Origin of the sequence: Actinomadura formosensis NBRC 14204, assembly GCF_001552155.1 — a bacterium.
In the GTDB taxonomy this organism is placed as follows: Bacteria; Actinomycetota; Actinomycetes; order Streptosporangiales; family Streptosporangiaceae; genus Spirillospora; species Spirillospora formosensis.
Genome location: NZ_BCQQ01000106.1, coordinates 1 through 24,994, shown reverse-complemented (window position 1 = coordinate 24,994; position 24,994 = coordinate 1). Strand labels below are relative to the sequence as shown.

General features: G+C 71.6%; 21 protein-coding genes. 10 read left to right on the top strand and 11 right to left on the bottom strand.

What is annotated here, in order from left to right:
• Positions 1 to 75 precede the first annotated feature (75 nt).
• The 3 genes from AF1_RS24155 to AF1_RS34755 all read left to right on the top strand — a co-directional run bounded on the left by AF1_RS24155 (position 76) and on the right by AF1_RS34755 (position 2,846).
• On the top strand, positions 76 to 816 hold the full coding sequence (locus AF1_RS24155; RefSeq protein WP_067803675.1) for a GntR family transcriptional regulator: 741 nt from the start codon (positions 76 to 78) through the stop codon (positions 814 to 816).
• 25 nt (positions 817 to 841) lie between these two features.
• Positions 842 to 2,212, top strand: coding sequence for a PTS transporter subunit EIIC (locus tag AF1_RS24150; RefSeq protein ID WP_067803672.1), 1,371 nt, complete (start codon positions 842 to 844; stop codon positions 2,210 to 2,212).
• A 172-nt stretch (positions 2,213 to 2,384) separates the two neighbouring features.
• Complete coding sequence (locus AF1_RS34755; protein WP_067803668.1) at positions 2,385 to 2,846, top strand: Rv3235 family protein; 462 nt, start codon at positions 2,385 to 2,387, stop codon at positions 2,844 to 2,846.
• A 76-nt stretch (positions 2,847 to 2,922) separates the two neighbouring features.
• On the opposite strand, the gene secA is transcribed toward AF1_RS34755, so the two are convergent.
• Positions 2,923 to 5,808 carry a preprotein translocase subunit SecA gene (gene secA, locus AF1_RS24140; RefSeq protein ID WP_067803664.1) on the bottom strand — a complete coding sequence of 962 codons (2,886 nt, stop codon included), beginning with the start codon at positions 5,806 to 5,808 and terminating at the stop codon, positions 2,923 to 2,925.
• A 185-nt stretch (positions 5,809 to 5,993) separates the two neighbouring features.
• Here secA and AF1_RS24135 point away from each other — a divergent pair, with 185 nt between their 5' ends.
• Positions 5,994 to 6,335: an HGxxPAAW family protein gene (locus AF1_RS24135; protein ID WP_067803661.1), complete on the top strand. Its 342-nt coding sequence runs from the start codon at positions 5,994 to 5,996 to the stop codon at positions 6,333 to 6,335.
• Positions 6,336 to 6,460: 125 nt separating this feature from the next.
• Here the strand turns inward: AF1_RS24135 and AF1_RS24130 are convergent, their stop codons facing one another.
• The 7 genes from AF1_RS24130 to mtrA all read right to left on the bottom strand — a co-directional run bounded on the left by AF1_RS24130 (position 6,461) and on the right by mtrA (position 15,295).
• Positions 6,461 to 7,786 (bottom strand): winged helix-turn-helix domain-containing protein, encoded by a 1,326-nt coding sequence (locus AF1_RS24130; RefSeq protein ID WP_067803658.1) that lies wholly within the window; start codon positions 7,784 to 7,786, stop codon positions 6,461 to 6,463.
• A gap of 66 nt (positions 7,787 to 7,852) precedes the next feature.
• A complete protein-coding gene (locus tag AF1_RS24125; protein ID WP_067803655.1) occupies positions 7,853 to 8,620 on the bottom strand; it encodes a response regulator in 768 nt (255 codons plus the stop codon).
• A 304-nt stretch (positions 8,621 to 8,924) separates the two neighbouring features.
• On the bottom strand, positions 8,925 to 9,602 hold the full coding sequence (gene hpf / locus AF1_RS24120; protein WP_067803653.1) for a ribosome hibernation-promoting factor, HPF/YfiA family: 678 nt from the start codon (positions 9,600 to 9,602) through the stop codon (positions 8,925 to 8,927).
• Positions 9,603 to 10,325: 723 nt separating this feature from the next.
• Positions 10,326 to 11,015 carry a ComF family protein gene (locus AF1_RS24115; RefSeq protein ID WP_131732386.1) on the bottom strand — a complete coding sequence of 230 codons (690 nt, stop codon included), beginning with the start codon at positions 11,013 to 11,015 and terminating at the stop codon, positions 10,326 to 10,328.
• 74 nt (positions 11,016 to 11,089) lie between these two features.
• Complete coding sequence (locus AF1_RS24110) at positions 11,090 to 12,886, bottom strand: LpqB family beta-propeller domain-containing protein (protein WP_084263277.1); 1,797 nt, start codon at positions 12,884 to 12,886, stop codon at positions 11,090 to 11,092.
• Positions 12,883 to 14,508, bottom strand: coding sequence for an MtrAB system histidine kinase MtrB (gene mtrB / locus AF1_RS24105; RefSeq protein WP_067803650.1), 1,626 nt, complete (start codon positions 14,506 to 14,508; stop codon positions 12,883 to 12,885). The genes AF1_RS24110 and mtrB overlap by 4 nt, the downstream gene beginning before the upstream one ends.
• A 109-nt stretch (positions 14,509 to 14,617) precedes the next feature.
• A complete protein-coding gene (gene mtrA, locus AF1_RS24100) occupies positions 14,618 to 15,295 on the bottom strand; it encodes an MtrAB system response regulator MtrA (protein ID WP_021598338.1) in 678 nt (225 codons plus the stop codon).
• Positions 15,296 to 15,632: 337 nt separating this feature from the next.
• Here mtrA and AF1_RS24095 point away from each other — a divergent pair, with 337 nt between their 5' ends.
• From AF1_RS24095 to AF1_RS24075, 5 genes are read left to right on the top strand one after another with little or no spacing between them, the layout of a single operon-like run.
• The gene (locus AF1_RS24095) at positions 15,633 to 16,703 is read left to right on the top strand and encodes a hypothetical protein (RefSeq protein ID WP_067803647.1); all 1,071 of its coding nucleotides are present in this window, start codon (positions 15,633 to 15,635) and stop codon (positions 16,701 to 16,703) included.
• The gene (locus AF1_RS24090) at positions 16,700 to 17,377 is read left to right on the top strand and encodes a DUF4129 domain-containing protein (RefSeq protein ID WP_067803644.1); all 678 of its coding nucleotides are present in this window, start codon (positions 16,700 to 16,702) and stop codon (positions 17,375 to 17,377) included. The genes AF1_RS24095 and AF1_RS24090 overlap by 4 nt, the downstream gene beginning before the upstream one ends.
• Entirely contained in the window at positions 17,371 to 18,573 is a 1,203-nt protein-coding gene (locus tag AF1_RS24085) for a DUF4350 domain-containing protein (RefSeq protein ID WP_067803641.1), read from the top strand. Before AF1_RS24090 ends, AF1_RS24085 begins: the two co-directional genes overlap by 7 nt.
• Before the next feature lie 56 nt (positions 18,574 to 18,629).
• A complete protein-coding gene (locus AF1_RS24080) occupies positions 18,630 to 19,598 on the top strand; it encodes an AAA family ATPase (protein WP_242608621.1) in 969 nt (322 codons plus the stop codon).
• Positions 19,598 to 20,890, top strand: coding sequence for a DUF58 domain-containing protein (locus tag AF1_RS24075; RefSeq protein ID WP_067803636.1), 1,293 nt, complete (start codon positions 19,598 to 19,600; stop codon positions 20,888 to 20,890). Before AF1_RS24080 ends, AF1_RS24075 begins: the two co-directional genes overlap by 1 nt.
• A gap of 8 nt (positions 20,891 to 20,898) precedes the next feature.
• Here the strand turns inward: AF1_RS24075 and AF1_RS24070 are convergent, their stop codons facing one another.
• Positions 20,899 to 21,894, bottom strand: a complete 996-nt coding sequence (locus AF1_RS24070) for a stage II sporulation protein M (RefSeq protein ID WP_067803632.1) — start codon at positions 21,892 to 21,894, stop codon at positions 20,899 to 20,901.
• Positions 21,895 to 21,965: 71 nt separating this feature from the next.
• Here AF1_RS24070 and AF1_RS24065 point away from each other — a divergent pair, with 71 nt between their 5' ends.
• Positions 21,966 to 23,015, top strand: a complete 1,050-nt coding sequence (locus AF1_RS24065) for an RDD family protein (protein ID WP_067803629.1) — start codon at positions 21,966 to 21,968, stop codon at positions 23,013 to 23,015.
• A gap of 19 nt (positions 23,016 to 23,034) precedes the next feature.
• Here the strand turns inward: AF1_RS24065 and AF1_RS24060 are convergent, their stop codons facing one another.
• On the bottom strand, positions 23,035 to 23,613 hold the full coding sequence (locus AF1_RS24060) for a hypothetical protein (protein WP_067803626.1): 579 nt from the start codon (positions 23,611 to 23,613) through the stop codon (positions 23,035 to 23,037).
• Positions 23,613 to 24,869, bottom strand: coding sequence for an adenosylhomocysteinase (gene ahcY, locus AF1_RS24055; protein WP_067803624.1), 1,257 nt, complete (start codon positions 24,867 to 24,869; stop codon positions 23,613 to 23,615). The genes AF1_RS24060 and ahcY overlap by 1 nt, the downstream gene beginning before the upstream one ends.
• Between the last annotated feature and the right edge of the window lie 125 nt (positions 24,870 to 24,994).

The following is a 24,994-nucleotide window of genomic DNA, read 5'->3' as shown; positions in this document are numbered from 1 at the left end:
AGTCCACTTCTCCGTCGAAACCAGTCGAAACCCGTCCCCACTCGTCGATCCGGCCCCGGCCATCGAGGACACTCCGTGACCACCATCGATCCGCACAGTCCCGTACCGAAGTACTTCCAGCTCCGCGCGATCCTCCTCGACCTCATCGAGAGCGCGGAACTGCCCGTCGACGCCCCGATCCCGTCGGAGCGCGAGCTGTGCGTCCAGTACGGGCTGTCCCGCATGACCGTCCGGCAGGGCGTCGACCAGCTCGTCTCCGAGGGGCGGCTCTACCGCGTCCCGGGCAAGGGCACGTTCGTCGCCCGCCCCAAGATCGAGATGCCGCTGCGGCTCGTCTCGTTCACCGAGGACATGCTGGCCCGGGGGCTGCGGCCGGGCGCGATCGATCTCGACCGCCGGACGGTCCCGGCCGACGCGCGGCTCGCCCGCATCTTCGCCGTCGAGCCCGGCACCGAGATCCACATCATCGAACGCCTGCGCACCGCCGACGGGGAGCCCATGGCCGTGGAGCGCGCGCACATCCTGGCGTCCCTCGCACCCGACCTGCTCGACCGCCGGCTCGCGGACCGCTCCCTGTACGGGGTCCTCGAAGCGGTGTACGGGCTGGTCTTCGACGCGGGCGACCAGACCATCGACGCCAGCCTGGCCGACGCCACCGACGCCAGGCACCTGCAGATCGCCCGGGGCAGTGCCGTGCTGCTCCTGCAACGCCGCTCGTACACCGGAGGTGTGTGCGCCGAGCTGGGCGTGTCGACCTACAGGGCGGACCGCTACCAGATCCACACGGCCCTCGGGAGCCCCCCGCCGCACTCCTGAACCCCCCTGAAGGAGGAACCTCGCGATGACTGCGACAACCGTGGACTCCGCACCGCGCCGAGGGTCGAGCGCCCTCGCGGTGCTGCAGCGGATCGGCCGCAGCCTCATGCTGCCGATCGCCGTGCTGCCCGCCGCCGCGCTGCTGCTGCGCTTCGGCCAGGCCGACATGCTCGGCGCCGACGGTCTCGGCTGGGACCGGGTCGCCGAGATCGTCGGCGAGGCCGGCAACGCGCTGTTCGCCGCCCTGCCCCTGCTCTTCGCCGTCGGCGTGGCGATCGGCTTCGCCAAGAAGTCCGACGGCTCCACCGCGCTCGCCGCCGTGGTCGGCTATCTGGTCTTCGACCGGGTCTCCAAGATCATGTTCTCGCACACCGAAGAACTCAAGGGCAACGTCCTGATCACCAAGGTGACGGACGGGGCGCAGGCGCAGGTCATCGACTGGGGCGCCAAGAACCCGACGGACGTGCTCGGCGGCATCCTGATGGGCGTCATCGCCGCGCTGCTGTACCAGCGGTACTACCGGATCAAGCTGCCGACCTGGCTGGCGTTCTTCGGCGGGCGCCGCTTCGTCCCGATCATCACCGCCGTCGCCGGCCTGGCACTCGGCATCCTGATCGGCTTCATCTGGCCCGTCCTCGGCAACTGGCTCACCGACTTCGGCGAGTGGATCACCGGGGCGGGCGCCGCCGGCGCCGGCGTCTACGGCGTCATCAACCGGCTGCTGCTGCCCTTCGGCCTGCACCACATCCCGAACTCGCTCATCTGGTTCGTGTTCGGCGACTACAACACCTCCGACGGCGTCGTCCACGGCGAGATCAACCGCTACCTGGCCGGCGACCCCAACGCGGGCGGCTTCCTCGCCGGATTCTTCCCCGTGCTGATGTTCGGCCTGCCCGGCGCCGCGCTGGCGATCTGGCACGCCGCGCCCAAGCACCGGCGGCCCGCGGTCGGCGGCATCATGATCTCCGCCGCGCTCACCGCGTTCGTCACCGGCGTCACCGAGCCGATCGAGTTCGCGTTCATGTTCGTCGCGCCCGTCCTGTACGCCGTGCACGTCGTCCTGACCGGCATCTCGATGGCGATCCTGGAGGCCGCCGGCGCCCAGCTCGGGTTCGGCTTCTCCGCCGGCCTGATCGACCTGCTGCTGAACGCCCGCAAGGACAACACCGAGGGACTGTGGCTGATCCTCGGCATGGGCGTCCTGTACTTCTTCCTGTACTACTTCATCTTCAGATTCCTGATCACGAGGTTCAACTTCGCGACCCCCGGCCGGGAACCCGAGGACGAGGAGTCGACCGCCGCCGACCCGGGCGCCGCCCCGGAACTCGCCGGCGGCGCGAAGAAGAAGCGCCGCAAGGGCACCGCGGAACCGCAGGACTCCCCGGCCGCCGGCTGACCCTCCCGGGCCGGGGACTCGCTCCGGGAAAGGCGGCGGGCGCCTCCACGCGCCCGCCGCCTTTCCCATGCCTCCCGGGGGACCCGGCGGTACCGGGGAGGCCGGAAGCGGTCAGGACGTATTTTCCGCGGGGCCTGTGACTCCTGTTCTTAAACGAGTCAGGAGGTTCGGCATGGGGCGTCGTCCGGTCAAGTCGGGAATTCGGATCATCCGGTACCGCCCGCCCGCCACCCGGGGAGCCCTCGCGCTCCGGCCCGCGGCGGTGCCGGTGCGGGGGCCCGGGCTGCGGGTCGTGCGTCCCGCGGACGGGGTGGACGCGGAGGTCCGCGCCGTCGCCGACACGGCCGTGCGGCTCATCGTGGAGGTGCTGGCGGGGACGCGGCCGGCGCATCAGCTGTCGCTCGTGGCCGTCCCGGCGGTGTGCCGCGCGGTGGGCGCGCGTGGGGACGCGGCGCGCGGAAGGCGGGTCGTCCCGCCGAAGGTGCTGTCCGGCAGGGTGCAGCGGCCGGCGCCGGCGGTGGCGGAGGCCGTCGCCGTGGTGGTCGTGGCCGGACGCGTCCACGCGCTGGCGCTGCGCCTTGAGCACATGCGGGGGCGGTGGCGCTGCACGGCCCTGGAGACGACCGCGCCCTGACATGCCCCGACATGAGCAAGCGGCCTCCCGGGCGTCCGGGAGGCCGCTTCGCGCGACGCCGCTCGTTCCCGCCGCGCTACTTGCCCTTGGTGCGCGGGTCGCCGTGGCAGCGCTTGAACTTCTTGCCCGACCCGCACGGGCACGGGTCGTTGCGGTTCACGCCCGCGTACTCGTCCTCGGTCTCCTCGCTGTGGTGCTCGACGCCGCCCTCACCGTCGACGGTCGGGGCCGAGTACTCCAGCTTCTTCGGGCGGGACGGCTTCTCCAGGCCCTTCGCCTTGATCGCGGGGACCTCCTCGGCCTCCTCGACCTCATCGACGGCGACGGCGCCCTCCTCCTCCGTGTCCGCCACGGCGCCCGCGGGCGCCGACTTGGCGACCGAGACGGGCGCGGCGCCGACGGTCGGGGCCTCCGGCTGCTCCTCGACCTCGACCTCAAGGTTGAACAGGTAGCCGACCGACTCCTCCTTGATGCCGTCCAGCATCGCGTTGAACATGTCGTAGCCCTCGCGCTGGTACTCGACCAGCGGGTCGCGCTGCGCCATGGCCCGCAGGCCGATGCCCTCCTGGAGGTAGTCCATCTCGTAGAGGTGCTCGCGCCACTTGCGGTCCAGCACCGACAGGACGACGCGGCGCTCCAGCTCGCGCATGACCTCCGCGCCGAGCTCCTCCTCGCGCTTGTCGTAGGCCGCCTCGGCGTCGCCGCGGATCTTCTCGGCGAGGGTCTCGGCGTCCAGGCCGGAGATGTCGCCGCCGACCTCCTCGACCAGCTCGTCCACCGAGATCGAGATCGGGTAGAGCTGCTTGAACGCCTTCCACAGCTTGTCGAGGTCCCAGTCCTCGGCGAAGCCCTCGGCGGTGGCGCCCGCGACGTAGCCCGCGACGACCTCGTCGATCATGCGGCGGACCTGCTCGTGGAGGTCCTCGCCCTCCAGCACCTTGCGGCGCTCGGCGTAGATGACCTTGCGCTGCCGGTTCAGGACCTCGTCGTACTTCAAGACGTTCTTGCGCATCTCGAAGTTCTGCTGCTCGACCTGGCTCTGCGCCGACTTGATCGCGTTCGTGACGATCTTGGACTCGATCGGCACGTCGTCCGGGATGTTCAGCCGCGTCATGATCGACTCGACGCGGGCCGAGTTGAACAGCCGCATCAGGTCGTCCTCCAGCGACAGGTAGAACCGGGACTCGCCCGGGTCGCCCTGCCGGCCGGACCGTCCGCGCAGCTGGTTGTCGATGCGCCGCGACTCGTGCCGCTCCGTCGCGAGGACGTACAGGCCGCCGACCTCGACGACCTCCTCGTGCTCGCCCTTCACGGCGTCCTTGGCCTTCTCCAGCGCCTCCGGCCAGCCCGCCTCGTACTCCTCGGGCGTCTCCAGCGGCGACAGCCCGCGCTGGTGCAGCTCCAGGTCGGCGCGGAAGTCGGGGTTGCCGCCGAGCATGATGTCGGTACCGCGACCGGCCATGTTGGTGGCCACGGTGACCGCGCCCTTGCGGCCCGCCTCCGCGACGATCGCCGACTCCTGCTCGTGCTGCTTGGCGTTCAGCACCTGGTGGGGAATGCCGCGCCGCTTGAGCATCTTGCTCAGCTTCTCGGACTTCTCCACCGACGTCGTGCCGACCAGGACCGGCTGGCCCTTCTCGTGCCGCTCGGCGATGTCGTCGACGACGGCCTCGAACTTGGCCTGCTCGGTCTTGTAGACGACGTCCGCCACGTCCTTGCGGACCATCGGCTTGTTCGTCGGGATCGGCACGACACCGATCTTGTAGGTCTTGTTGAACTCCGCCGCCTCGGTCTCGGCGGTGCCCGTCATGCCGGACAGCTTGCCGTAGAGGCGGAAGTAGTTCTGCAGGGTGATCGTGGCGAGCGTCTGGTTCTCGTCCTTGATGGCCACGCCCTCTTTGGCCTCGATGGCCTGGTGCATGCCCTCGTTGTAGCGGCGGCCGTGGAGGATACGGCCGGTGAACTCGTCCACGATCAGGACCTCGCCGTTCATGACGACGTAGTCCTTGTCGCGCTTGTACAGCTCCTTGGCCTTCAGCGCGTTGTTCAGGAAGCTCACCAGCGGCGTGTTCACCGAGTCGTAGAGGTTGTCGATGCCGAGCCAGTCCTCGACCTTCTCGACGCCCGACTCGGTGACCCCGACCGTGCGCTTCTTCTCGTTCACCTCGTAGTCGCCGGGGCCGTACTCGTCCACCTGGCCCGCGGTGCTGACCAGCTCGGCGCGCTTCAGCCGCGGGACGATCTTGGCGAACTCCGAGTACCACTTGGAGTTCTGCTCGGCCGGACCGGAGATGATCAGCGGGGTCCGGGCCTCGTCGATGAGGATCGAGTCGACCTCGTCCACGATCGCGAAGTTGTGGCCGCGCTGGACGCACTCCTCCAGGCTCCACGCCATGTTGTCGCGCAGGTAGTCGAACCCGAACTCGTTGTTCGTCCCGTAGGTGATGTCGCAGCTGTAGGCCGCGCGACGCTCGTCCGGGGTCATCTGCGGAAGGATGACGCCGACCTCGAGACCGAGGAACTGGTGGACGCGTCCCATCCACTCGGCGTCGCGCTTGGCCAGGTAGTCGTTGACCGTGACCACGTGGACGCCGTCGCCGGACAGCGCGTTCAGGTAGGCGGGGAGCACACAGGTGAGGGTCTTGCCCTCACCGGTCTTCATCTCGGCGATGTTCCCCAGGTGCAGCGCGGCGCCGCCCATCACCTGGACGTCGTAGTGGCGCTGGCCGAGGACGCGCTTGGCGGCCTCGCGCGCGGTCGCGAACGCCTCGGGCAGCAGATCGTCCAGGGACTCGCCGTCGGCGATGCGTTCCCGGTACTTGTCGGTCAGCTCGCGCAACTCGGCGTCGCTCATCTCGAGGAAGTCTTCCTCGATCGAGTTGACCTGATCCGCGAGCTTCTTGAGCTTGCGCAGGGTCTTTCCCTCGCCCGCACGAAGGATCTTGTCGATGACTGGCGGCACTCTCGAAGGCTCCTTGCAGATCGTGGTTCACCGCTCAGGGCGGCATGCACACCACACGTACGATGCCATCGTAGGCGAGACCCAGAATGGTCTAGGTCACTCCGCAGCGCAATCCACAGCGCGCCCCGTTTGATTTTCAGGGCCCCGGAGAGGATCCCTCACACCTTCACAGGAGGGGAGGCGTAATGTCCGAAGGGTCTTCAGGGGGTTCGCACGCCGGCCGGCCGAGTTCGTGGATCGCGGTCGGCATCATCTTCGTCGGCTTCGTCGTCGGCGGCGTCGCACTCTGCCTCGGCCCCGCGTGGGTCATGCTCTGGGCCGGCGTCGGGATCGTCGTCGCCGGATTGCTCATCAGCTGGATGGTCCACCTGTTCTCCGACGTCGTCGTGGACGCGCCCCGCGTGATCCCCGAGATCGTCGACTACTCCCTGTTCGGCTCGCGCTCTGCCAAGCGCCGCGGCGGCGAGCAGGGCGAGGTCATCGACGTCCCCATCTCGACCGACACCCAGCAGACCCCCCACGGCTGATCCATCCCCCATCGCAAGGCCGGCCCGCACCCACCGGGCCGGCCTTCGCTCATGTGGCCTTCGCGCTTGGGGAAGGGGGATCCGCGTGCGTTCCCCCGGCGCCCGGCCCGCCGGGACGGCACCGTTCAGGACGGGGTCGCGGTGTTCAGGGCGGCCTTGAGCAGGTCGGCCGGCAGGGCGCTGCGTTCTATGCGGACGTCGTCGCAGCCGACCCAGGCCGCGGCGCGCCAGAGGGCGGTGGCGAGGGCCGCCGCCGAGGATTCCGTCCGGGCCGCCGTGCGGGTGGCCCAGGGCTCCAGGGAGACCTGGCGGGCGATGAGCGTGCGCCCTTCGCGGGCCGGGTCGACCCGTCCGATGAGACGGCCCCCGGCGAGGAGCGGCATCACGAAGTACCCGTGGACGCGTTTGGCCTTGGGGACGTACGCCTCCAGCCGGTGCTCGAAGCCGAACACGCGGGAGGCGCGGGCTCGGTCCCAGACGAGGGAGTCGAACGGCGACAGCAGGGTCGTGGCGTGCCTGCCCCTGGGCGAGGCGGACAGCGCTTCGGGATCGGCCCAGGCGCGCTGGGACCATCCGGCGACCCTGACGGGGACGAGCCCGGTCGCCTCGATCACGCGGTCGACCTGGTCCTGCCTGACCCGGTAGTAGTCGGCCAGGTCACCGCGGGTCGCCACGCCCAGGGCGCGCCCGGCCCGCGCCATGAGCGCCGTCAGGCAGGCGTCGTCGTCCGGGTCCCGCGCGAGGAGGCCGGGCGGGACGGCGCGTTCGGCGAGGTCGTACACGCGGCGCCAGCCGGCCCGCTCGACGCAGACGACCTCCCCGGTGTCCAGCAGCCACTCGATGCCGATCTTGTGGTCGCTCCAGTCCCACCACTCGGCGCTCGCCTTGGCACCGCCGAGTTCCTTCGTGGTGAGCGGGCCGTCCGCCTTCAGCCGGGCGCGGACCAGGTCGCAGACGCCCTCCGGCACCTTGTGCCAGCGCCAGCCGCGCCGCAGGTACGCACGCCGCCGGAACGCGAACAACGGCCAGTCGGCCATGGGGATCACCGACGCCGCGTGCGCCCAGTACTCGAAGGCCCCGTACCCGGCGCCGGGCCGAGGCCCGCCCGCCCCGTTCCCCTCGGGTCCCGGCGCGCCGGCCCCTCCCCCGGCGGGGCCGCGCCGGGATGACCCGGGCTTGGCCGCGGCCTGGGAGGCGTCGCCCCAGTAGGCGGCCTCGATGGCACGGCGTCCGACCGGGCCCAGGCGCGCGTAGGGCACCAGCTCGTGGGACCTGGCCAGCACCGAGATCGTGTCGAGCTGGACGGCGCCGAGCCGTTCCAGCATCGCCGTGACGCCGCCCTTCGGCCGCGCGCCCAGGAAGCCCTGAGCACGCAACTGGAGCCGCCGTGCCTCGTCCGCGCCGAGTTCCACGACGCCGGATCCGCCTGTACCAGGTGCTGCTTCGCTCACGTCCGCGATGCTAGAGCACGACACCGACAAAACCGGATTGCCGGTCGCGGCCGGCGGCCCGGAGGGTCAGGTGATCTCTAGGAGCTTCTCGCGGACGGCGTAGACGACGGCCTCCATGCGGGAGTGAAGCTGGAGCTTCTCCAGGATGTTGCGGACGTGGTTCTTCACCGTGTTCTCGGAGATGAACAGCTCGCGGGCGATCTCCCGGTTGCCGAGGCCGCGGGCGACGAGCCGCAGCACCTCCATCTCGCGTTCGGTGAGGCGCGGCGCCGGGACCTGCTGCGTCCGCTCCTCGCTGCGCTTGGCCAGCGCGGCGAACTCGGTGATGAGCTTGGACGCCATCGACGGGCTGATCAGCGACTGGCCGCCGTGCACCGCGCGGACCGCCTGCGGGACCTCGTCGATGGAGATCTCCTTGAGCAGGTATCCGCTGGCCCCGGCCTTGATCGCCTCGAAGAGATCCTCCTCCTCGTCGCTGATGGTCAGCATGACGATCTTCGCGCTGGGCGCGGCGTCCTTGATGGCGGTGCAGGCCTCGATGCCGCTGCGGCGCGGCATCCGGATGTCCAGGAGGACGACGTCGGGCAGCAGGTCGCCGGCCATCTCGACGGCCTCGTGCCCGTCACCGCCCTCGCCGATGACCTCGATGTCGTCCTCGCCTTGGAGGACCATCTCCAGCCCCCTGCGGAACAGCGCATGGTCGTCGACGATGAGCACGCGGATGGGGTCGGCCGCGTCGGCCGGGCGCGGCGTCCCCCCGCCGGCGGGGGCGGCGCCGGCGCCGCTCTGGCGGGGTACCGCCGCGGCGTCGCGAGGCTCGGGATTCTCGCTCACCAGAGTCGCGGCGTGGAGGAGACGCCGCTTCCCCCCTTCACTATTCAGCGATCTGGACCTACCGGAGGGTTGTCGTCCAACGGTTCGTCCTCGGGAACTTACGGGGTCCGGGGACGAACCCGGAGGATTTCGGACCGGGGTGTCTCCGGTTCAACCGCCGCGCGCCCCGGGAAGGTTCCCGGGACGCGCCGCGTCCGCGGATCGGCTGATACGCCTTTTCAGATCATGACATGGTTCGGACGATGACGTGACGCTCCCATCGCATCACCGGCCCTCCTCCAGAGACCCGAACCGGTTGGACGGCTCACTCCTCGACAAGCCTGATGACTCCGTAGTCCCAGCCTCTTCTCCGGTATACGACCGAGGGGTGCCCAGTGACCTTGTCCCGATACAGGAAGAAGTCGTGACCGACGAGTTCCATCTCGAAAAGGGCCTGCTCGATGCCCATGGGCTCGGCCTTGTGGAATTTCTCGCGGACGACGAGGGGTCCGTCGCCGTCCATGGGGATCGGTACGAGGCTCTCGTCCGGGGAGATGACCGTCGCGACCTCGTCCTCGGCGGGCTCCGGGGCGGTCTTCACGGGTTCGGGGGCGGGTTCGGGGAGTGCCTCGGGGAGCGTTTCCATCGTCGCGAGCTTGGGACGGCCCTTGCTCTGGTTCTTGCCGTGGTTCTTCAGACCGTGGCCCTTGCGCCGTTCGGCGTCGCGGCGCAGCCGTGACTCCAGCTTGTCCAGGGCCATGTCGAGGGCGCCGTAGCGGTCGTCGGCGGCGGCCTCGGCCCGGATCACCGGGCCCCGGGAGCGGATCGTCAGCTCCACCCGCTCGCGCTGGTCGGCCAGCCGGGGGTTACGTTCCTCGGACACCTCCACATCCACGCGGATGACCTTCTGGTTGAGCCGTTCGATCCTGGCCAGTTTGCTGTCGACGTGCCGGCGGAATCTGTCGTTGACCTCGGTGTGCCGACCCCTCACGGTGATGTTCATGTGGGCCCCCCTTCTCCCGGTTGTGCTCATCGCCCGACCCGGGACCCCTACCGGTCCCGGACGGGCACCACAGGACGGTGGGTCGCACCCGCCCGGCCGACCTGGTCTTCGTCCCCACATCCGCCTGCTGAGGGGCTCGCGGCGCTCTCGCCACTACTGCCCTTCTCTCGGTTCGGGGGATGTCGGATCCCCCGATGAGGCAGGACTTACCTCTAAGGCGCACCGTGATCGGTCGACGAGAAGTCGCCTTACGTGGGCCGTTTCGCCTGCGCCTGGCATCGGCTAGCCGGATCGTCTGCCGTGCTCCTGACGAGCACTGCGATCCGACGCAACCACGGACCCGGGCGGGTGCCATGTCAGGAACGCTAACCCCTTACGCCACGAATGTCAGGAGGGTGGGCTGAGGAAAACCTCACGGACCGTCATCGGCGACTGCCGCAGCGGGGCCTCCGGCCGCCCCCGAGCGCCCCGCCACGCCCCGCGAACCGCGACGTCACCGGCGATCCCGCCGCCAGTGCCCGCGCTGGTCAGATGGGACTGGCCCTCCGGTGAGTTTTGGATAATCTCTACCTCCTCCATGACGCGTTGTGACTCGAATGCCCCCGGACGCCCTCGGGTTCCGGCTCGCCGGAGATCAATTGACTACACGCCGTAGCCAATCATCGGCTCGGCGAAGAAAAGTGAAGAAAGTCACCGTTGCCCGACTTCGCTGCGGGGCCGGACTCACCGGGGGCGGCGGCGGGGCGTCGCCGCGACGGTCGCCGTGCCGGTGACCTCGGCGCCCGCGGTGCGCAGCGCCCGCACCGCCTCGGCCAGCGACGCCCCCGTCGTGACCACGTCGTCCACCAGCACGACCCGGAGGCCGGCGACCCCGGCCCGCGCCTCGACGGCGCCCCGCAGGTTGGCGGCGCGCTGCACCGCCGTGAGGCCGGCCTGATCGGCCACCCGGCCGCGCTGCCGCAGCGCGTCCACCGCGCTCACCGCGACGCCGTCCGCGCGCAACCGCCGGACCGCCGCCGCCACCACGCCGCGCAGCGGATCATGCCCGCGCCGCCGTACGGCCCGCCGCCCCGACGGCACCCACACGATCACCGCACCGCCGGACGACGCACCGGCGGGCGGGTCGGGGACGGCCGCGAGGGCGGCACGGATCGCCGTTGCCATGGCCTCGCCCAGGGGAACGGCGAGCGCCGTCCGGCCACGTTCCTTGTAGGCGGCCAGGATCACGCGGAGGGCGCCCTCGTAGGCGGCGACCGTCCACGGGGGCGGGAGACCGGACGGCGCGGGCCTGGCGGGCCGTGCAGCCGCGCGCAGCGGCCTCGCGCAGGTGTCGCACAGCAGGACCGGCTCCCGCCCGCACCCGGCGCACCGCTGAGGCAGAAGCAGCTCGATCAGGTCGTCGAAGAGTCGCACGCACCCGACGATGCCGCGCCGTCCTCCGCCCCGTCCCGCGCTCCCACGACTGTGGACAACGGCGTCGTCCGGGGTCAGCGGGGATAGCCGGGGTCCTTGCCCGGGGTGGGGCAGATCCAGGGGCTGTAGGAGTTGCTCGGGGAGCGCTGGCGGCAGATCTGGTCCCTGCCGGACGAGCGGGTGCCGATGAGGATCGGGGCGCCCGGTGCGGCGGCGATGGTGCGGGGTTCGCCGAGGGAGCCGACGCCCAGGGACGTGATGGCGCTGCCGCTGATCGGCATCAGGAACGGCAGGGTCTGCGAGTCGCGTTTGGCGCGGCCGAGGACGGCGAGGGTGCCGTAGTCGCGCCAGGCGAGATCGACGGCGTCCTGGAGTTCGGAGCTCACCGGCAGGAAGGAGCCGACGTCCAGGGAGTCGCCCGGGCCGCGGACGATGCGGCCGAGCTGCACCTGGGGGCGGTCGTCGACACGGGCGATGACGGCGGCGCGGACGCCGTCGCGGGCGACGCGGAAGGCCAGCACCTCGCGGCCGCCGAGGCCCCAGTGGGCGGCGCGGACGGGGGCCTTGCCGGGGCGGCGCACCCACAGCCACGACGCGTCCTTCCTGCTCTCCACGACCCACAGGGTGCCGTCGTGGCTCCAGGACGGGGCCGTGAAGCGGGCGCCCTTGTGCGCGGTCAGCAGGACGTGCAGGGTGGGCGCCCCGGTGACGGGGGCGGCGAGCAGGACCTGCGAGGCGTCGGCGCTGAGGCCGGCGACCTCCTCGTAGCCGGGAGCGACGGCGGGGCGGGAGAGGCGCCCGGCGAGGCCGGTCACCACGGGCTGGGCGCGGTCGTCCTGCAGGTTGCCGAGGAAGCCGGACGGGCCCACGACGTAGGCGCTCTGGTGCACGCCGTCGTCCGGCATCTGGCCGTCGGGCGAGTTCCCGTCCCACGCGGACACGAACTGGGTGGCGTCCATGTCGTCGGGGGCGACGGTCTCCCCGTCGATGCGCAGCCGCCACTGCTTGATCTCGGAGAGCTGCCGCATCGTCCAGCTGAGCTGGGCGGACATGCGGTCGATGTCGCCGCCGCGGGCCTCCTTGCTGAGGTCGACGATCGCGACGTCCTTGTCGATCTGGACGCTGCGGCGCAGCCGGGTGCCCTTGGGGAACGCGCTGTCGACGGCGCCGGCCAGCCAGGACGTGGGGCCGGCGAGCAGGGCCTGGACGAGCTGGGTCGGCAGCGCCTCCCGGTTCGCGACCGGGAGGAAGATGCCGTTCGGGACGAGGGTGTGCCGGTCGGGTGCGAAGAAGAACAGGTTGACGGTGCGCATGGCGCGCTCGACGTCGTCCTTGGTGAGCAGGAGCCCGGACTTCTCGTCGCCGGGCAGGCCGGTGATGCGCCAGACGCCCTGCGGGGTCTTGGCGAGCTGGAAGGTGGCGTCGAGTTCCCGCGGAGACGCGGTGTACTGGCCGTCGGCGGTGATCGTGCCGAGTTCCTCGCCGGTGATCCGGACCGTGGCCTGGTCCGCCGTCGCCTTGACCACGTGCGGGTCGGTGACCCGGCTCGCGAGGACGGTCACCGACGGCCGCAGGCCGGGGTTCCAGGACGTCTGGCCGCCCAGGTACATCTTGGCGACCTTGTGCCCGTCGTCGAAGCTGGCGGACGCGGCGAGGAACCCCGAGACGATCTCGGCGGGCCCCCAGCCGGGCCGCGGTTTGACCGGGATGAGCCGGACGTACGGGTCGTCGACGCGTTCGGCGCGTTCGGCGGGTCTGCCGCTGAGGACCTGCCCGCCGCTCGGCACGTTCGCGCAGCCGGCGGCGCCGAAGACGAGGGCGGCCAGCGCGAGGAGCCTCGTGAACCGCCTGGTCCCCGCGCACGCGCTCATTCGCCGGCCTCCAGTTCCGCGAACAGGGGGCGCGCGTCACCGGCGCCGGGCGGGACGAGCGGCAGCGGGGAGCCCCGGAGTTCGGCGCCGGCGACGCGGGGCAGCGACAGGCGGAACTGGGAGCCCGCGCCGGGCTCGCCCCAAGCCTGCAGCCAGCCGCCGTGGAGCTGCGCGTCCTCACGGGAGATCGACAGGCCGAGCCCGGTGCCGCCGGTGGTGCGGGCGCGGGCGGGGTCGGCGCGCCAGAAGCGGTCGAAGACCATCTGCCCCTCCCCGGGTTTGAGGCCGACGCCGTGGTCGCGGACGGCGACGGCGACGGCGTCGCGGTCGGCGGCGACGGAGATGATGATGTCCTCGCCCTCGCCGTGCTCGACGGCGTTGACGAGGAGGTTGCGCAGGATGCGTTCGACCCGGCGGCGGTCGACCTCGGCCATGCACGGTTCGCCGGGCAGCTGCAGGACGACCTTGCTGCCCTTGCGTTCGGAGAGGCCCTGGATGTCGCCGACGACGCGCAGGACGAGGTCGCGCATGTCGAGGGACTCCGCGTCCAGGGTGGCCGCGCCGGCGTCGTGCCGGCTGATCTCCAGGAGGTCGGCGAGCAGGGACTCGAACCGCTCCAGCTGGCTCTGCAGCAGCTCGGCGGAGCGCCCGACGGCGGGGTCGTCGAAGGTGTCGCGGTACTCGTAGAGCATGTCCGCGGCGATCCTGATGGTGGTCAGGGGCGTGCGCAGCTCGTGCGAGACGTCGGAGACGAACTGGCGCTGGACCTGGGACAGGTCCTCCAGTTCGCCGATCTTCTCCTGGAGGTTCGCGGCCATGTCGTTGAAGGAGCGGGCGAGGCGCGCCAGGTCGTCCTCGCCGCGGACCCTCATGCGTTCTTCCAGGCGCCCGGCGGCGAGTCTCTGCGCGCCCTGCGCGGCGAGCCGCACCGGTATGACGACCTGCCGGGTCACCAGCGAGGCGATCGCCGCCAAGAGCAGCACCAGGACGATGCCCACTCCGGCTAGGGAGCGGCTCACGTTGGTGAGGGTCTGCTGTTCCTGTGTCAGCGGGAACAGGTAGTACAGCTCGAACTGGCCGGTCCTGCCGCCGACGATGAGGCCGCGTTCGTCCGGCCTGCCTCCGATGTAGGAGAGCTTGCCGTAGGTGTAGGCACGGGAACCGGCAGGGGCGTTCTTCAGTTCCTGCCGGAGCCGCTTGGGGACGCTCTCCTGCCGCAGCTCATTGGTCGTGTATCCGTCGAAGTACTGCTCGGTGGTGTCGCGGATGTAGACCTCGTACAGCCCGGACGGGCCGCTGCGCGACTTCAAGCGGTCGATGGTCGAGTTGAGCCTGCTGCCGTCCCCGGTGGAATTGCCCAGATCGCGCTGGACCTGCGCCAGGCCGTCGTCCAGTTGGAGACGGGCCGCCTTGACCTTGCCGTCCATGAGCGCGGACGACACCTGCTGCATCAGGAACGCGCCCAGGATCGCCACCACGATCGCCGAAATGAACAGCGTGGACGTGACGACACGGAGCTGGATCGACCGGCGCCAGCGCAGGTAGACGGCGCCCACGGCCCCCCGCAGGACGCGCCGTACCGCGCCCAGGCCACGCCGGGCGAACCGCTTCGGTCCCCTCATGCCGGTTCTCATGAGGGGTCCGCGAGGCGGCGTACGGGTCCTGACGGGTGCTGGACGGTCATCGGCGTGTCACGGGGGTGGGGTGCTGTGACGGGGCGGGTGACGGGGGTCAGGCCGGGCCGGCCTTGTAGCCGACACCGCGCACGGTGACGACGATCTCGGGCCGCTCGGGGTCCTTCTCGATCTTGGCGCGGAGCCGCTGGACGTGCACGTTGACCAGGCGGGTGTCGGCGGCGTGCCGGTAACCCCACACCTGTTCGAGCAGCACCTCGCGGGTGAACACCTGGCGGGGCTTGCGGGCGAGCGCGACGAGCAGGTCGAACTCCAGCGGTGTCAGCGGGATGTGCCGGTCGCCCCGCTTCACCGAGTGGCCGGCGACGTCGATGGTGATGTCGCCGATCTGGAGGGTCTCGGGCGCGGGCTCGTCGGTGCGGCGCAGCCGGGCCCGGACCCGCGCCACCAGTTCCTTGGGCTTGAACGGCTTGACGATGTAGTCGTCGGCGCCCGACTCCAGGCCGAGGACGACGTCCACGGTGTCGCTCTTGGCCGTCAGCATGACGATCGGCACGCCGGACTCGGCGCGGATCTGGCGGCACACGTCGATGCCGTCGGCCCCGGGCAGCATCAGGTCGAGCAGTACGAGGTCGGGCCGGGTCTCCCGGAACGCCTCCAGCGCCTTGTCGCCGTCGTGGACGAACGAAGGCTCGAAGCCCTCGCCCCTCAGCACGATGCCGAGCATTTCGGCGAGCGCGAGATCGTCGTCGACGACCAGTACACGTCCTCTCATGGCCCTCATCGTCACAAAGTCAGGGTTCGGTGGAGTGGGGCGCTATGCTCCTGTGCCACCTTGCCAGGGAGAGATATACCTTGGCGTGCAAGGTTACCTGCGTTTGCGTCGTACATGGCTCCCCCGTATCGGGTGGGCGGCTCGGGATCGTCATCGGGTGGACCGCTCGAAATCGTAGAGATGACTCCCGAAACCGGCGCAAGGTTGACATCACGCCCGTGACAGGATGACCTGACCGGTGATCGTGACGGGGCCCGGAGGGGGATCGGCCGGACGCACCGCAGCCCCCGCCCATGGATCGCCCAGAGATGGCAGGGAACACCGCAGGGAGCCGAGAATGCCGGGACCGGACGGCTGGGACGACGATGCCGACGCCACCGATGTGGTGCGGGACGTCCCGTTCCGTCCCATGTCCGTCTCGGAGATGCTGGACGGCGCGATCGCCGGGATCCGGCGACGGCCGCGCACCACGCTGGGCCTGTCGGTGGCCATCAGCACGGTCATCCAGGTGACGAGTTCGGTCGCCGCCTATTTCTTCGTCGGCGACATCGCCCGCGACGAGGTCACCCCCGCCGTGCTGATGGAGTCGTTCGGCGCGCAGGCCACGCTGACGGTGCTGGGGCTGGTGCTGTCGGCGTACGGGATCCTGCTGATGTCGGGACTGGTGGCGCCCATCCTGGGCCGGGAACTGGTGGGCCTGCCGATCGCGCCGCGGCAGGCGTGGCGGGACGCCCGGCCGAGGCTCGGGCGGCTCGCCGTCACCGCCGCGGCCGTCATGGGCATCTCGCTGGGCGCGCTGGTGCTGCCGATCCTGCCGTTCTTCACGCTGATCGCCGTCGGCGCGCATCCGGCGTTCGGGGTGCTCGCCGGGCTCGTGGGCTTCCCGCTCGGGATCGGCCTGATGGTGTGGCTGTACATCCTGTTCGTCCAGGCCGTCCCATTGGTCGTGCTGGAGCGGCGGACGGTCGCGGGCGCGCTCCGCCGGGCGGTCACCCTGTCCAAGGGGCGATGGTTCAGGACGTGCGGGACGCTTCTGCTGGCGTTGCTGGTGACCGTGTTCATGGGTTTCTTCGCGCTGCGCATCCCGTTCCTGTTCGTCCAGCTGATCTTCTTCGGCGACTCGTCCGGCGACGGAGCGACGATGGGCGCGCTCGCGGTCGACACGCTCGGGCGGATCGTGAGCTGGTCGGTGGTGCTGCCGTTCGACGCGGGCGTGATCGCCCTGCTCTACATGGACCGGCGGATGCGCCGTGAGGGCTTCGACCTCGACCTGCGCACCAGAGGGCGGTCGGCGGCGGCCGTCACCGCCGGCGCGCGCGACGACGGGGAGGGGTTCGTCTCCCTGTGGCGCACCGGCCTCGAACCGGCGCGCCCGGAGACGGGAGCGGGGGCGGGAGCACAGCGATGATCCTCGATCCGATCGGCCGCGACGAGGCCCGCGAGATGGCCCGCCGCGAACTGGAGAAGCAGGTCTACCAGCGCGACAGGCCGTCCTGGCTGGAGCGCGTCTGGGACGACTTCTCCGAGTGGCTGCGGGACCTGTTCAACCAGGCCCCGGCCCCCGAGTCGCAGGGCAGCGGCGGCGGCTGGACGTCCATCGCGATCATCGTGGTGGTCGCGCTCGTCGCCGTCGGGCTGGTCGTGTGGCTGATGTGGGGGCGGCGCAACCCGCGCTCCCGCAAGGACCCGCTGCTGGCCGGCGAGCCGTCCACGGCGCTCGATCACCGGGACGCCGCGGAGCGGCACGCGGAGGCCGGGCAGTGGGCCGAGGCCATCCGGGAGCGGCTCCGCGCGATCGCGCGTGACCTGGAGGAACGGGCGGTCCTTTCGGCGCGTCCCGGGCGGACGGCCGACGAGCTGGCCGCGGAGGCGGGCGAGGCCGTGCCGGAGCTGGCCGGCGAACTGCACGCGGGCGTGCGGATCTTCGACGACGTCTGGTACGGCGACCGTCCGGGCACCGCGGAGGGATACGCGCGGATGAGGGAGCTGGACGAGCGGCTGCGGGCGGCGCGGCCGAAGCCGCTGGAGGCCGATGACCTCACCCTCGCCGGGACCGGCGAGGAAGGGGGCCCGCGATGGTGACGCAGGCCCCGCCCGGGACCGGGCGGAGCGGACCGGCGGAGCCGTCCGCGCGGCAGGTCGCGGGCCGCCGCTGGCGGTCGGCGCGCGGCGTGGTCGCGGTGATCCTCGCGATGGTCGTGGTCGCGGTGATCCTGGCGGCGCTGCGCCCGGCGACGTCGCCGGAGGCGCTCGACCCCGCGTCGGCGAAGCGGGACGGCAGCCGGGCGCTGGCGGAGATCCTGCGGCAGCACGGCACGCGGGTGACCGTGGCGCGGAACGCCGCCGACGCCGCCGCCGCGGCCGGCCCCGGAACGACCACGGTGGTGACGCGCACCGAGCGGCTCACCGAGCGCGACCTGGCGCTGCTGAGCCGCGCGCCGGGGGACCTCCTGCTCGTCCAGCCGACGTCGTACGCGCTGAACGATCTCGCGCCGCAGGTGCGCCCGAGCGGCCCGGGCTACGGGGAGACCGCCGACCCGGGCTGTGCGCTGCCGGTCGCGTCGCTCGCGGGGAGGGTCGCGTTCCACGAGTCGGAGACGTACAAGGTCACCGGCCCCGGGATCGTCTGCTACAAGACCGAGTACGGCGATGCCAGGGTCGTCCAGGTGCAGACCGGTACGCATACGGTCACGGTGCTGGGATCGGCCGCGCCGCTGACGAACCGGCGTCTCGCCGAGGAGGGCAACGCGGCCCTCGCGATGAACCTGGCCGGCACGGGCTCGTCGGTGGTGTGGCTCGTCCCGGATCTGCCGAAGTCCGGCTCGGGCGCCGGGCAGCGGTCGCTCGGTGACCTGCTGCCGTTCGGCGTCAAGCTCTTCTTCCTGGAACTTCTGGTCGCGGTCGTGCTGGTGGCGCTGTGGCGGGCGCGCCGCCTCGGCCCGGTCGTGGCGGAGGCGCTGCCCGTCGTCGTCCGGTCCGCCGAGACGGTCGAGGGCCGCGCCCGCCTGTACCGGGCCGGACGTGCCCGTGACCGCGCCTCGGACGCGCTGCGCTCCGGCGCCCGCGAACGGCTCGTCCCGCTCCTCGGCCTGCCCCGCAGCAGCGCGCAGGATCCCTCCGCCGCGCAGGAGATCGTCACCGCGGTCGCCCGCCGCACGGCCTACGACGAGACGTACGTCGGAGCGGCCCTGTACGGTCCTGAACCCTTGGACGACGCCGGGCTCATCGCCCTCACGGACGTCCTCGACGACCTGGAAAGGCAGGTACGCCAGTCTTGAACCACCCTGTAGAGCTCGGGAAGGACGACGTGTCCGGCGGCACCGGCTCCGGGACGCTGCCCGAGGATGCCCGGCGGCAGGCGGAGACGGCCCGCGCGGCGCTGACGGCGCTGCGCGGTGAGGTCGCCAAGACGGTCGTCGGTCAGGACTCCGTGGTGACCGGTCTGGTCATCGCGTTGCTGTGCCGCGGCCATGTGCTGCTGGAAGGCGTCCCCGGCACCGCCAAGACGCTGCTCATCAAGACGCTGTCGCGGGCCCTCGACCTGGATTTCAAGCGCGTCCAGTTCACCCCCGACCTGATGCCCGGTGACGTGACCGGGTCGCTGGTGTACGACAACCGGACGGCGGAGTTCGAGTTCCGCGAGGGTCCCGTCTTCACCAACCTCCTGCTGGCGGACGAGATCAACCGGACCCCGCCGAAGACGCAGGCATCCCTTCTGGAGGCCATGGAGGAGCGCCAGGTTTCGGTGGAAGGTGCCGCGCGCGCTTTGCCCAACCCGTTCGTGGTGTGCGCGACCCAGAACCCGATCGAGTACGAGGGCACCTATCCCCTGCCGGAAGCCCAGCTCGACCGGTTCCTCGTCAAGCTGACCGTGCCCGTCCCCACGCGGGACGAGGAGATCTCCATGCTTCAGCGGCACGCCGCCGGGTTCGACCCGCGTGACCTGTCCGAGGTGAAGGCGGTCGCGGGTGCGAGCGAACTGGCCGCGGGCCAGGCCGCGGTGAGGAGCGTCCACCTCGACCCCAAGGTCGCCGCCTACGTCGTGGACCTGTGCCGCACGACCCGGCAGTCCCCGTCGCTCCAGCTCGGCGTGTCACCGCGTGGTGCGACGGCCCTGCTGGCGACGTCCCGCGCGTGGGCGTGGCTGTCGGGCCGCGACTACGTCACGCCGGACGACGTGAAGGCGCTGGCCAGGCCGACGCTGCGGCACCGCGTCCAGCTGCGTCCCGAGGCGGAGCTGGAGGGCGCCACCGCCGACGGTGTGCTGGAGGGCATCCTCGCCCACGTCCCCGCCCCGCGCTGATGGCACTGACCGGACGCCTGGGGCTGCTGGCCCTGCTCGGCGCGCTCGTCCCGCTGTTCGCGCCGAACTGGTGGGCGCTGCTCGCGGTGTGGGGCGCCCTGCTGCTCGGCGTCGCCGCCGACCTGGCCCTCGCCGGGAACGTGCGGGCGCTGCGCCTCCACCGCGCGGGCGACACCACCGTGCGGCTGGGCGAGACGGCGCACGTCGCGCTGATCGTGGAGAACCTCGGGCGGCGGCGGCTCAAGGCCCGCCTGCGGGACGTGTGGCCGCCCAGCGCGGGCGCCGCGCCCCGCACCGTCAAGGTGGACGTGCCCGCCGGGGAGCGCCGCCGCGTCGAGATGACGCTGACGCCGACCCGGCGCGGCGACCGCAAGGCCGTCACCGTCGCCGTCCGGTCCGTCGGGCCGCTCGGGCTGGCCGCGCGGCAGCTGTCCCGGTCCGCGCCCTGGACGGTGCGCGCGCTGCCCGCGTTCCCGTCCCGCCGGCACCTGCCCGCCAAGCTGGCCCGGCTGCGCGAGCTGACCGGCGCGCACGTGGCGCTGATCCGCGGGCAGGGCACCGAGTTCGACTCGCTGCGCGAGTACGTGGACGGCGACGACGTCCGGTCCATCGACTGGCGGGCCACCGCGCGCCGGGGCGACGTGGTCGTCCGGACGTGGCGTCCCGAGCGGGACCGGCGCATCTACCTGGTGCTCGACACCGGCCGCACGTCCGCCGGCCGGGTCGGCGACATCCCCCGGCTGGACTGCTCGATGGACGCGGCACTGCTGCTCGGCGCCCTCGCGTCCCGCGCCGGCGACCGCGTCGACATGCTCGCCTACGACCGCCGCGTCCGCGCCCGGGTGGAGGGCACGTCCCGGACGGACCTGCTGCCCGCGATGGTGCATGCCATGGCGCCGCTGGAGCCGGAGCTGCTGGAATGCGACGCCGCCGGGATGGTGTCGACGCTGATGGCGCGGGTCCGGCAGCGGTGCCTGGTCGTCCTGCTGACCGAGCTGAACACGGCCGCGATCGAGGAGGGGCTGCTGCCGCTGCTGCCGCAGCTCACCGCCCGGCACCTCGTCATGATCGCCGCCGTGTCGGACCCGCGGGTCGGCGAGATGGCGGCCGGCCGCGGCGACCTCGCGGCCGTCTACGACGCGGCCGCCGCCGAACGCGCCCGCGCCGAGCGCCGCCGCCTCACCGCGGAGCTGCGCGGCCACGGCGTCGAGGTCGTGGACGCCCCGCCGGACGAGATCGCACCCGCCCTGGCCGACGCCTACCTGGCCCTCAAAGCCGCAGGGCGGTTGTGAACCGTGGGTCAGCCCGCTACCGGGGCGGTGTCGGGGCGCAGGTCGGCGTCGCCGGTTTCGCCTCGGCGGGTGGCGCGCCGGCCGAGGACGATCACGTAGCTGAGGAACGCGACCTCGGCGACCACGCCGATCGCGATGCGCAGCCAGGTGATGTGCACCCAGCCGGTCACGAAGCCCTCGATGAGCCCGGACACGAGCAGCACCGCGATGAGGCCGAGCGCGACGCTGACGGCCGCGCGTCCCTCCTCGGCGAGGGCCTGGCCGCGGCGGCGCGGGCCCGGGTCCACGATCGTCCAGCCGAGCTTCAATCCGCCCGCGCAGGCGAGGTATACGGCGGTGAGCTCCAGCAGGCCGTGCGGCAGGATCAGCCCGAAGAACACGTCGCCCTTGCCGTAGGCGAACATCAGGCCGCCGATCAGGCCGAGGTTGAGCTGGTTCATCAGCAGGACGTACACGGTCGGGATGCCGAGCATGATCCCGAAGATCAGCGCGATCGCGGACACCCACGCGTTGTTCACCCACACCTGGAACGCGAACGACGCGGCCGAATGCTCGGTGTAGTAGTTCGCGAAATCGTGCTCGACCAGTTCGCGGATCTCTTCCGGCGCCCCGATGCTCGCCTGCACCTCCGGGCTGTGCACGACCCAGATCGCCAGCGCGAGCGCCAGCAGGTTGCCGAGGACGGCGTTGCCCAGCCACCACCACTTCATCCGGTACGCGGCCGCCGGGAACGACACCGTCGCGAAGCGGGTGACGTCCCGCCAGAGCGGCGCGTGGGCGCCCGCCACCGCGGCCCTGCCGCGCGCCACGAGCGACGACAGCCGGCCCACCAGTTGCGGATCGGGCGAACTGGACCGGACGACGGACAGGTGCGTGGCCGTCCGCTGGTAGAGCTCGACGAGCTCATCCGCTTCCGCACCGGTCAGCTTGCGGCCGCGGTTGACGAGTTGCTCCAGGCGCAGCCAGTCGGCGTTGTGCGCGGCCACATAGGCGTCGACGTCCACCCGGCGAGACTAACGTGTCGGCTCACCGGACCGGCAAAATGGACACAGCTCCGGCATGGGAGGATCAGGACATGGCCGAACTCGTCACCGGCGAGGCCGTCGCACTCGACATCCGGGTCGCACGGCTGGCCAGCCGCGGCTGCGCCATGCTGCTGGATCTGATCTTCCAGATGATGATCCTCTACGTCGTCGTCTACATCACGGCGATGACGTCGCTCGTCGCGGACGAGGCGTGGACGATCGGGCTGACGCTGCTCGGCACCGTCGCCGTCCTCGTCGGCTACCCGTGCCTGTTCGAGACGCTGCTGCGCGGCCGGACGCTGGGCAAGATGGCCGTGGGGCTCCGCGTCGTCGGCGACGACGGCGGGCCGATCCGGTTCCGGCAGGCGCTCGTCCGGGCGCTCGCCGGGGTGATCGAGTTCTGGACGTTCTACGGCTCGCCCGCGCTGATCACCTCCTTCTGCAACCGGCGCGGCAAGCGGCTCGGCGACCTGTTCGCCGGGACGATCGTGATCCAGGAACGCGTCCCGGCGTCGGTGCTGTTCGGGCCGGTCGCGGTGATGCCGCCGCAGCTCGCCTGGTGGGCGCGGACGCTTGAGCTGTCGATGCTGCCGGACGAGCTGGCGATGACGGCCCGGCAGTACCTGTCGCGGTTCTGGGAGCTGCTGCCCGAGGTGCGCGACTCGCTGGGGCAGCGGATCGCCTCGCAGGTCGTCGCCGTGATCAGCCCTCCGCCGCCGCCGGGGGTGCGGCCGGAGATCCTGCTGTCGGCGGTGCTCGCCGAGCGCCGGCACCGCGAGGAGGCGCGGCTCGCCGAGCGCCGCGCCCGCCGGATGCGGCGCCTCGGACTGCCCGCCTGGGGCCCCGCCCCGGCACCGGTTCCGGCGATGGCGATGGCCGGGCCGCCGGTGGCCGGGCCCGTCCGCCAGGGGCCGCCGGTGGCCGGGCCCGTCCGCCAGGGGCCGCCGGCACCGCCGCCGTTCAGCGGCCCCGCACCGGGGCAGCCGCAGTTCCTGCCGCCCGCCGACTATGGCGCGGGGCCTTACCAGGGGGTCCTGAACGCGCCCCGTCCGCCGGCCGGCCCCCATCCGCAGCAGGCCCCCTATCCGCCGGGTCGCTGAGAGGTCTCAGCCCGCAGGTTCATTGCAGGACGTTGGGGGGCGACTCCAGGTCGGTCAGCTCGATGCCGGGCGCGGCCAAGAGAACGTCACCGGCCAGATGGATCACGCTCACCTCACCCGTGGACAGATCCGTGACCTCGTACTCGTGGACGGGCAGGGGCGCCGTCTCCGTCTCGTAGATGGACGTTCCGGTATGGCGCCAACGCCACATGGACGTCAGGGCGGAAAGGGACACGCCGGTCAGATGCACCAGGCGGACGTCGGCCTGCCCGCCCTCGGCCAGATCGAGCGAACGGGCGATGCTGATCGGGAACGCCGGTGAGTCGCCCAGGAACCCGGCCGCGCGCTCACCGTGCTCGGTGCCCGTCTCCCCCGCCGCCCGCACCCAGGTGACCTCGGGCCCCGTCAGCCCTCCCCGGATCCACCACTGCGGCGTCACCACCTCGACACGGATCTGCCGCCACCGCGCGTCCACGACCAGGTCGACGCGCACGCCGTCGGAGCGCCGGCTCACGTACCGCCATCCGCCGGGCCCCGGCGCGCACTGGAAACGCTCCTCAAGCCCCTCGCCGAGATGCAGGTACGTCCCGGCGGGCATCAGGAGCCGATGCGCCAGGAGTGCAGGTAGTCCTCCTGGTCCGGGGTCAGCAGGTCGATGGAGATGGACATCGACGCCAGCTTGAGGCGGGCCACCTCCGTGTCGATCTCCTTCGGCACGTCGTGGACGGCCGGCGGCAGCACCGAATGCGACGTCGCGAGCCACGCGCACGTGAGCGCCTGGTCGGCGAACGACATGTCCATCACGGCGGCCGGATGCCCCTCCGCGGCGGCCAGATTCACCAGGCGGCCCTCCGCGAGCAGGATGAGACGCCGGCCATCGGCGAGCACGTACTCGTCCGCCTGCGGGCGGATCCCGTGATGCACCTCGACCGCCATGTCGTGGAGCGCCCGCACATCGATCTCGACATCGAAGTGCCCGGAATTGGCGAGGATGGCCCCGTCCTTCATCACCGCGAGATGGTCTCCGTTCACGACATCACGGTTCCCCGTGACCGTGATGAAGACATCGCCCTCCACGGCGGCCTCGGCCATGGGCCGGACGGCGAACCCCTGCAACGCCGCGTCCAGCGCCTTGACGGGGTCGATCTCAGTGACGACCACCCGCGAGCCCAGGCCGCGCGCCCTCTCGGCAAGGCCGCGCCCGCAGTACCCGAAGCCCGCGATGACCACCGTCTTGCCGGCCAGCAGCGTGTTCGTCGCGCGCACGATCCCGTCCAGCGTGGACTGGCCGGTCCCGTACCGGTTGTCGAACATGTGCTTGGTGTCGGTGTCGTTGACCGCGACCATGGGGAACCTCAGCGCGCCCTCACGCGCCATCTGGTGCAGCCGGATGACACCGGTCGTCGTCTGCTCACATCCCGCTTTGACCGTGCCGAGCAGATCCGTGCGGTCGGTGTGGAGCGTGTTGACGAGATCGCATCCGTCGTCCAGCACGAGGTCGGGCCCGGTTTCCAGCGCCTGGTGGATGTGGGCGTAATACCCCTCGCGGTCGGTACCCGCCCGCGCGAAGACCTCGGCCCCGTACTCATGGACGAGCGCCGCGGCGGTGTCGTCCTGCGTGGACAGCGGGTTGGACGCCGCCAGCGCGACACTGGCCCCGCCGGCCTGAAGCGTGCGGATGAGCCCGGCGGTCTCGGTCGTGACGTGCATGCACGCCGCGATCTTCAGCCCCTCCAGCGGCCGTTCCTCGGCGAACCGCTCCCGGATCTGCCGCAGTACGGGCATGCTCCGCTCGGCCCACCCGATCCGCTTGACCCCCTCATAGGCCAGCGAACCATCCGCGATGTCGCTCATGAGCTCCCCACATATGCGGCTGCCGGACGGGGACCGACCCCCGCCCGGCAGCACCACGATCCCGACTACCTCAGCCCCCGGCCCCCGACCACGCAACGACCGAAAGGCACGCTGTCTTTAACCCC

Bases quoted from the DNA above. Each gene is read 5' to 3' on its own strand.
- AF1_RS24150 (WP_067803672.1), top strand. From the start codon at position 842: ATGACTGCGACAACCGTGGACTCCGCACCGCGCCGAGGGTCGAGCGCC.
- AF1_RS34755 (WP_067803668.1), top strand. From the start codon at position 2,385: ATGGGGCGTCGTCCGGTCAAGTCGGGAATTCGGATCATCCGGTACCGC.
- AF1_RS24135 (WP_067803661.1), top strand. From the start codon at position 5,994: ATGTCCGAAGGGTCTTCAGGGGGTTCGCACGCCGGCCGGCCGAGTTCG.
- hpf (WP_067803653.1), bottom strand. From the start codon at position 9,602: ATGAACATCACCGTGAGGGGTCGGCACACCGAGGTCAACGACAGATTC.
- AF1_RS24110 (WP_084263277.1), bottom strand. From the start codon at position 12,886: ATGAGCGCGTGCGCGGGGACCAGGCGGTTCACGAGGCTCCTCGCGCTG.
- mtrB (WP_067803650.1), bottom strand. From the start codon at position 14,508: ATGAGGGGACCGAAGCGGTTCGCCCGGCGTGGCCTGGGCGCGGTACGG.
- mtrA (WP_021598338.1), bottom strand. From the start codon at position 15,295: ATGAGAGGACGTGTACTGGTCGTCGACGACGATCTCGCGCTCGCCGAA.
- AF1_RS24095 (WP_067803647.1), top strand. From the start codon at position 15,633: ATGCCGGGACCGGACGGCTGGGACGACGATGCCGACGCCACCGATGTG.
- AF1_RS24090 (WP_067803644.1), top strand. From the start codon at position 16,700: ATGATCCTCGATCCGATCGGCCGCGACGAGGCCCGCGAGATGGCCCGC.
- AF1_RS24085 (WP_067803641.1), top strand. From the start codon at position 17,371: ATGGTGACGCAGGCCCCGCCCGGGACCGGGCGGAGCGGACCGGCGGAG.
- AF1_RS24075 (WP_067803636.1), top strand. From the start codon at position 19,598: ATGGCACTGACCGGACGCCTGGGGCTGCTGGCCCTGCTCGGCGCGCTC.
- AF1_RS24065 (WP_067803629.1), top strand. From the start codon at position 21,966: ATGGCCGAACTCGTCACCGGCGAGGCCGTCGCACTCGACATCCGGGTC.
- AF1_RS24060 (WP_067803626.1), bottom strand. From the start codon at position 23,613: ATGCCCGCCGGGACGTACCTGCATCTCGGCGAGGGGCTTGAGGAGCGT.
- ahcY (WP_067803624.1), bottom strand. From the start codon at position 24,869: ATGAGCGACATCGCGGATGGTTCGCTGGCCTATGAGGGGGTCAAGCGG.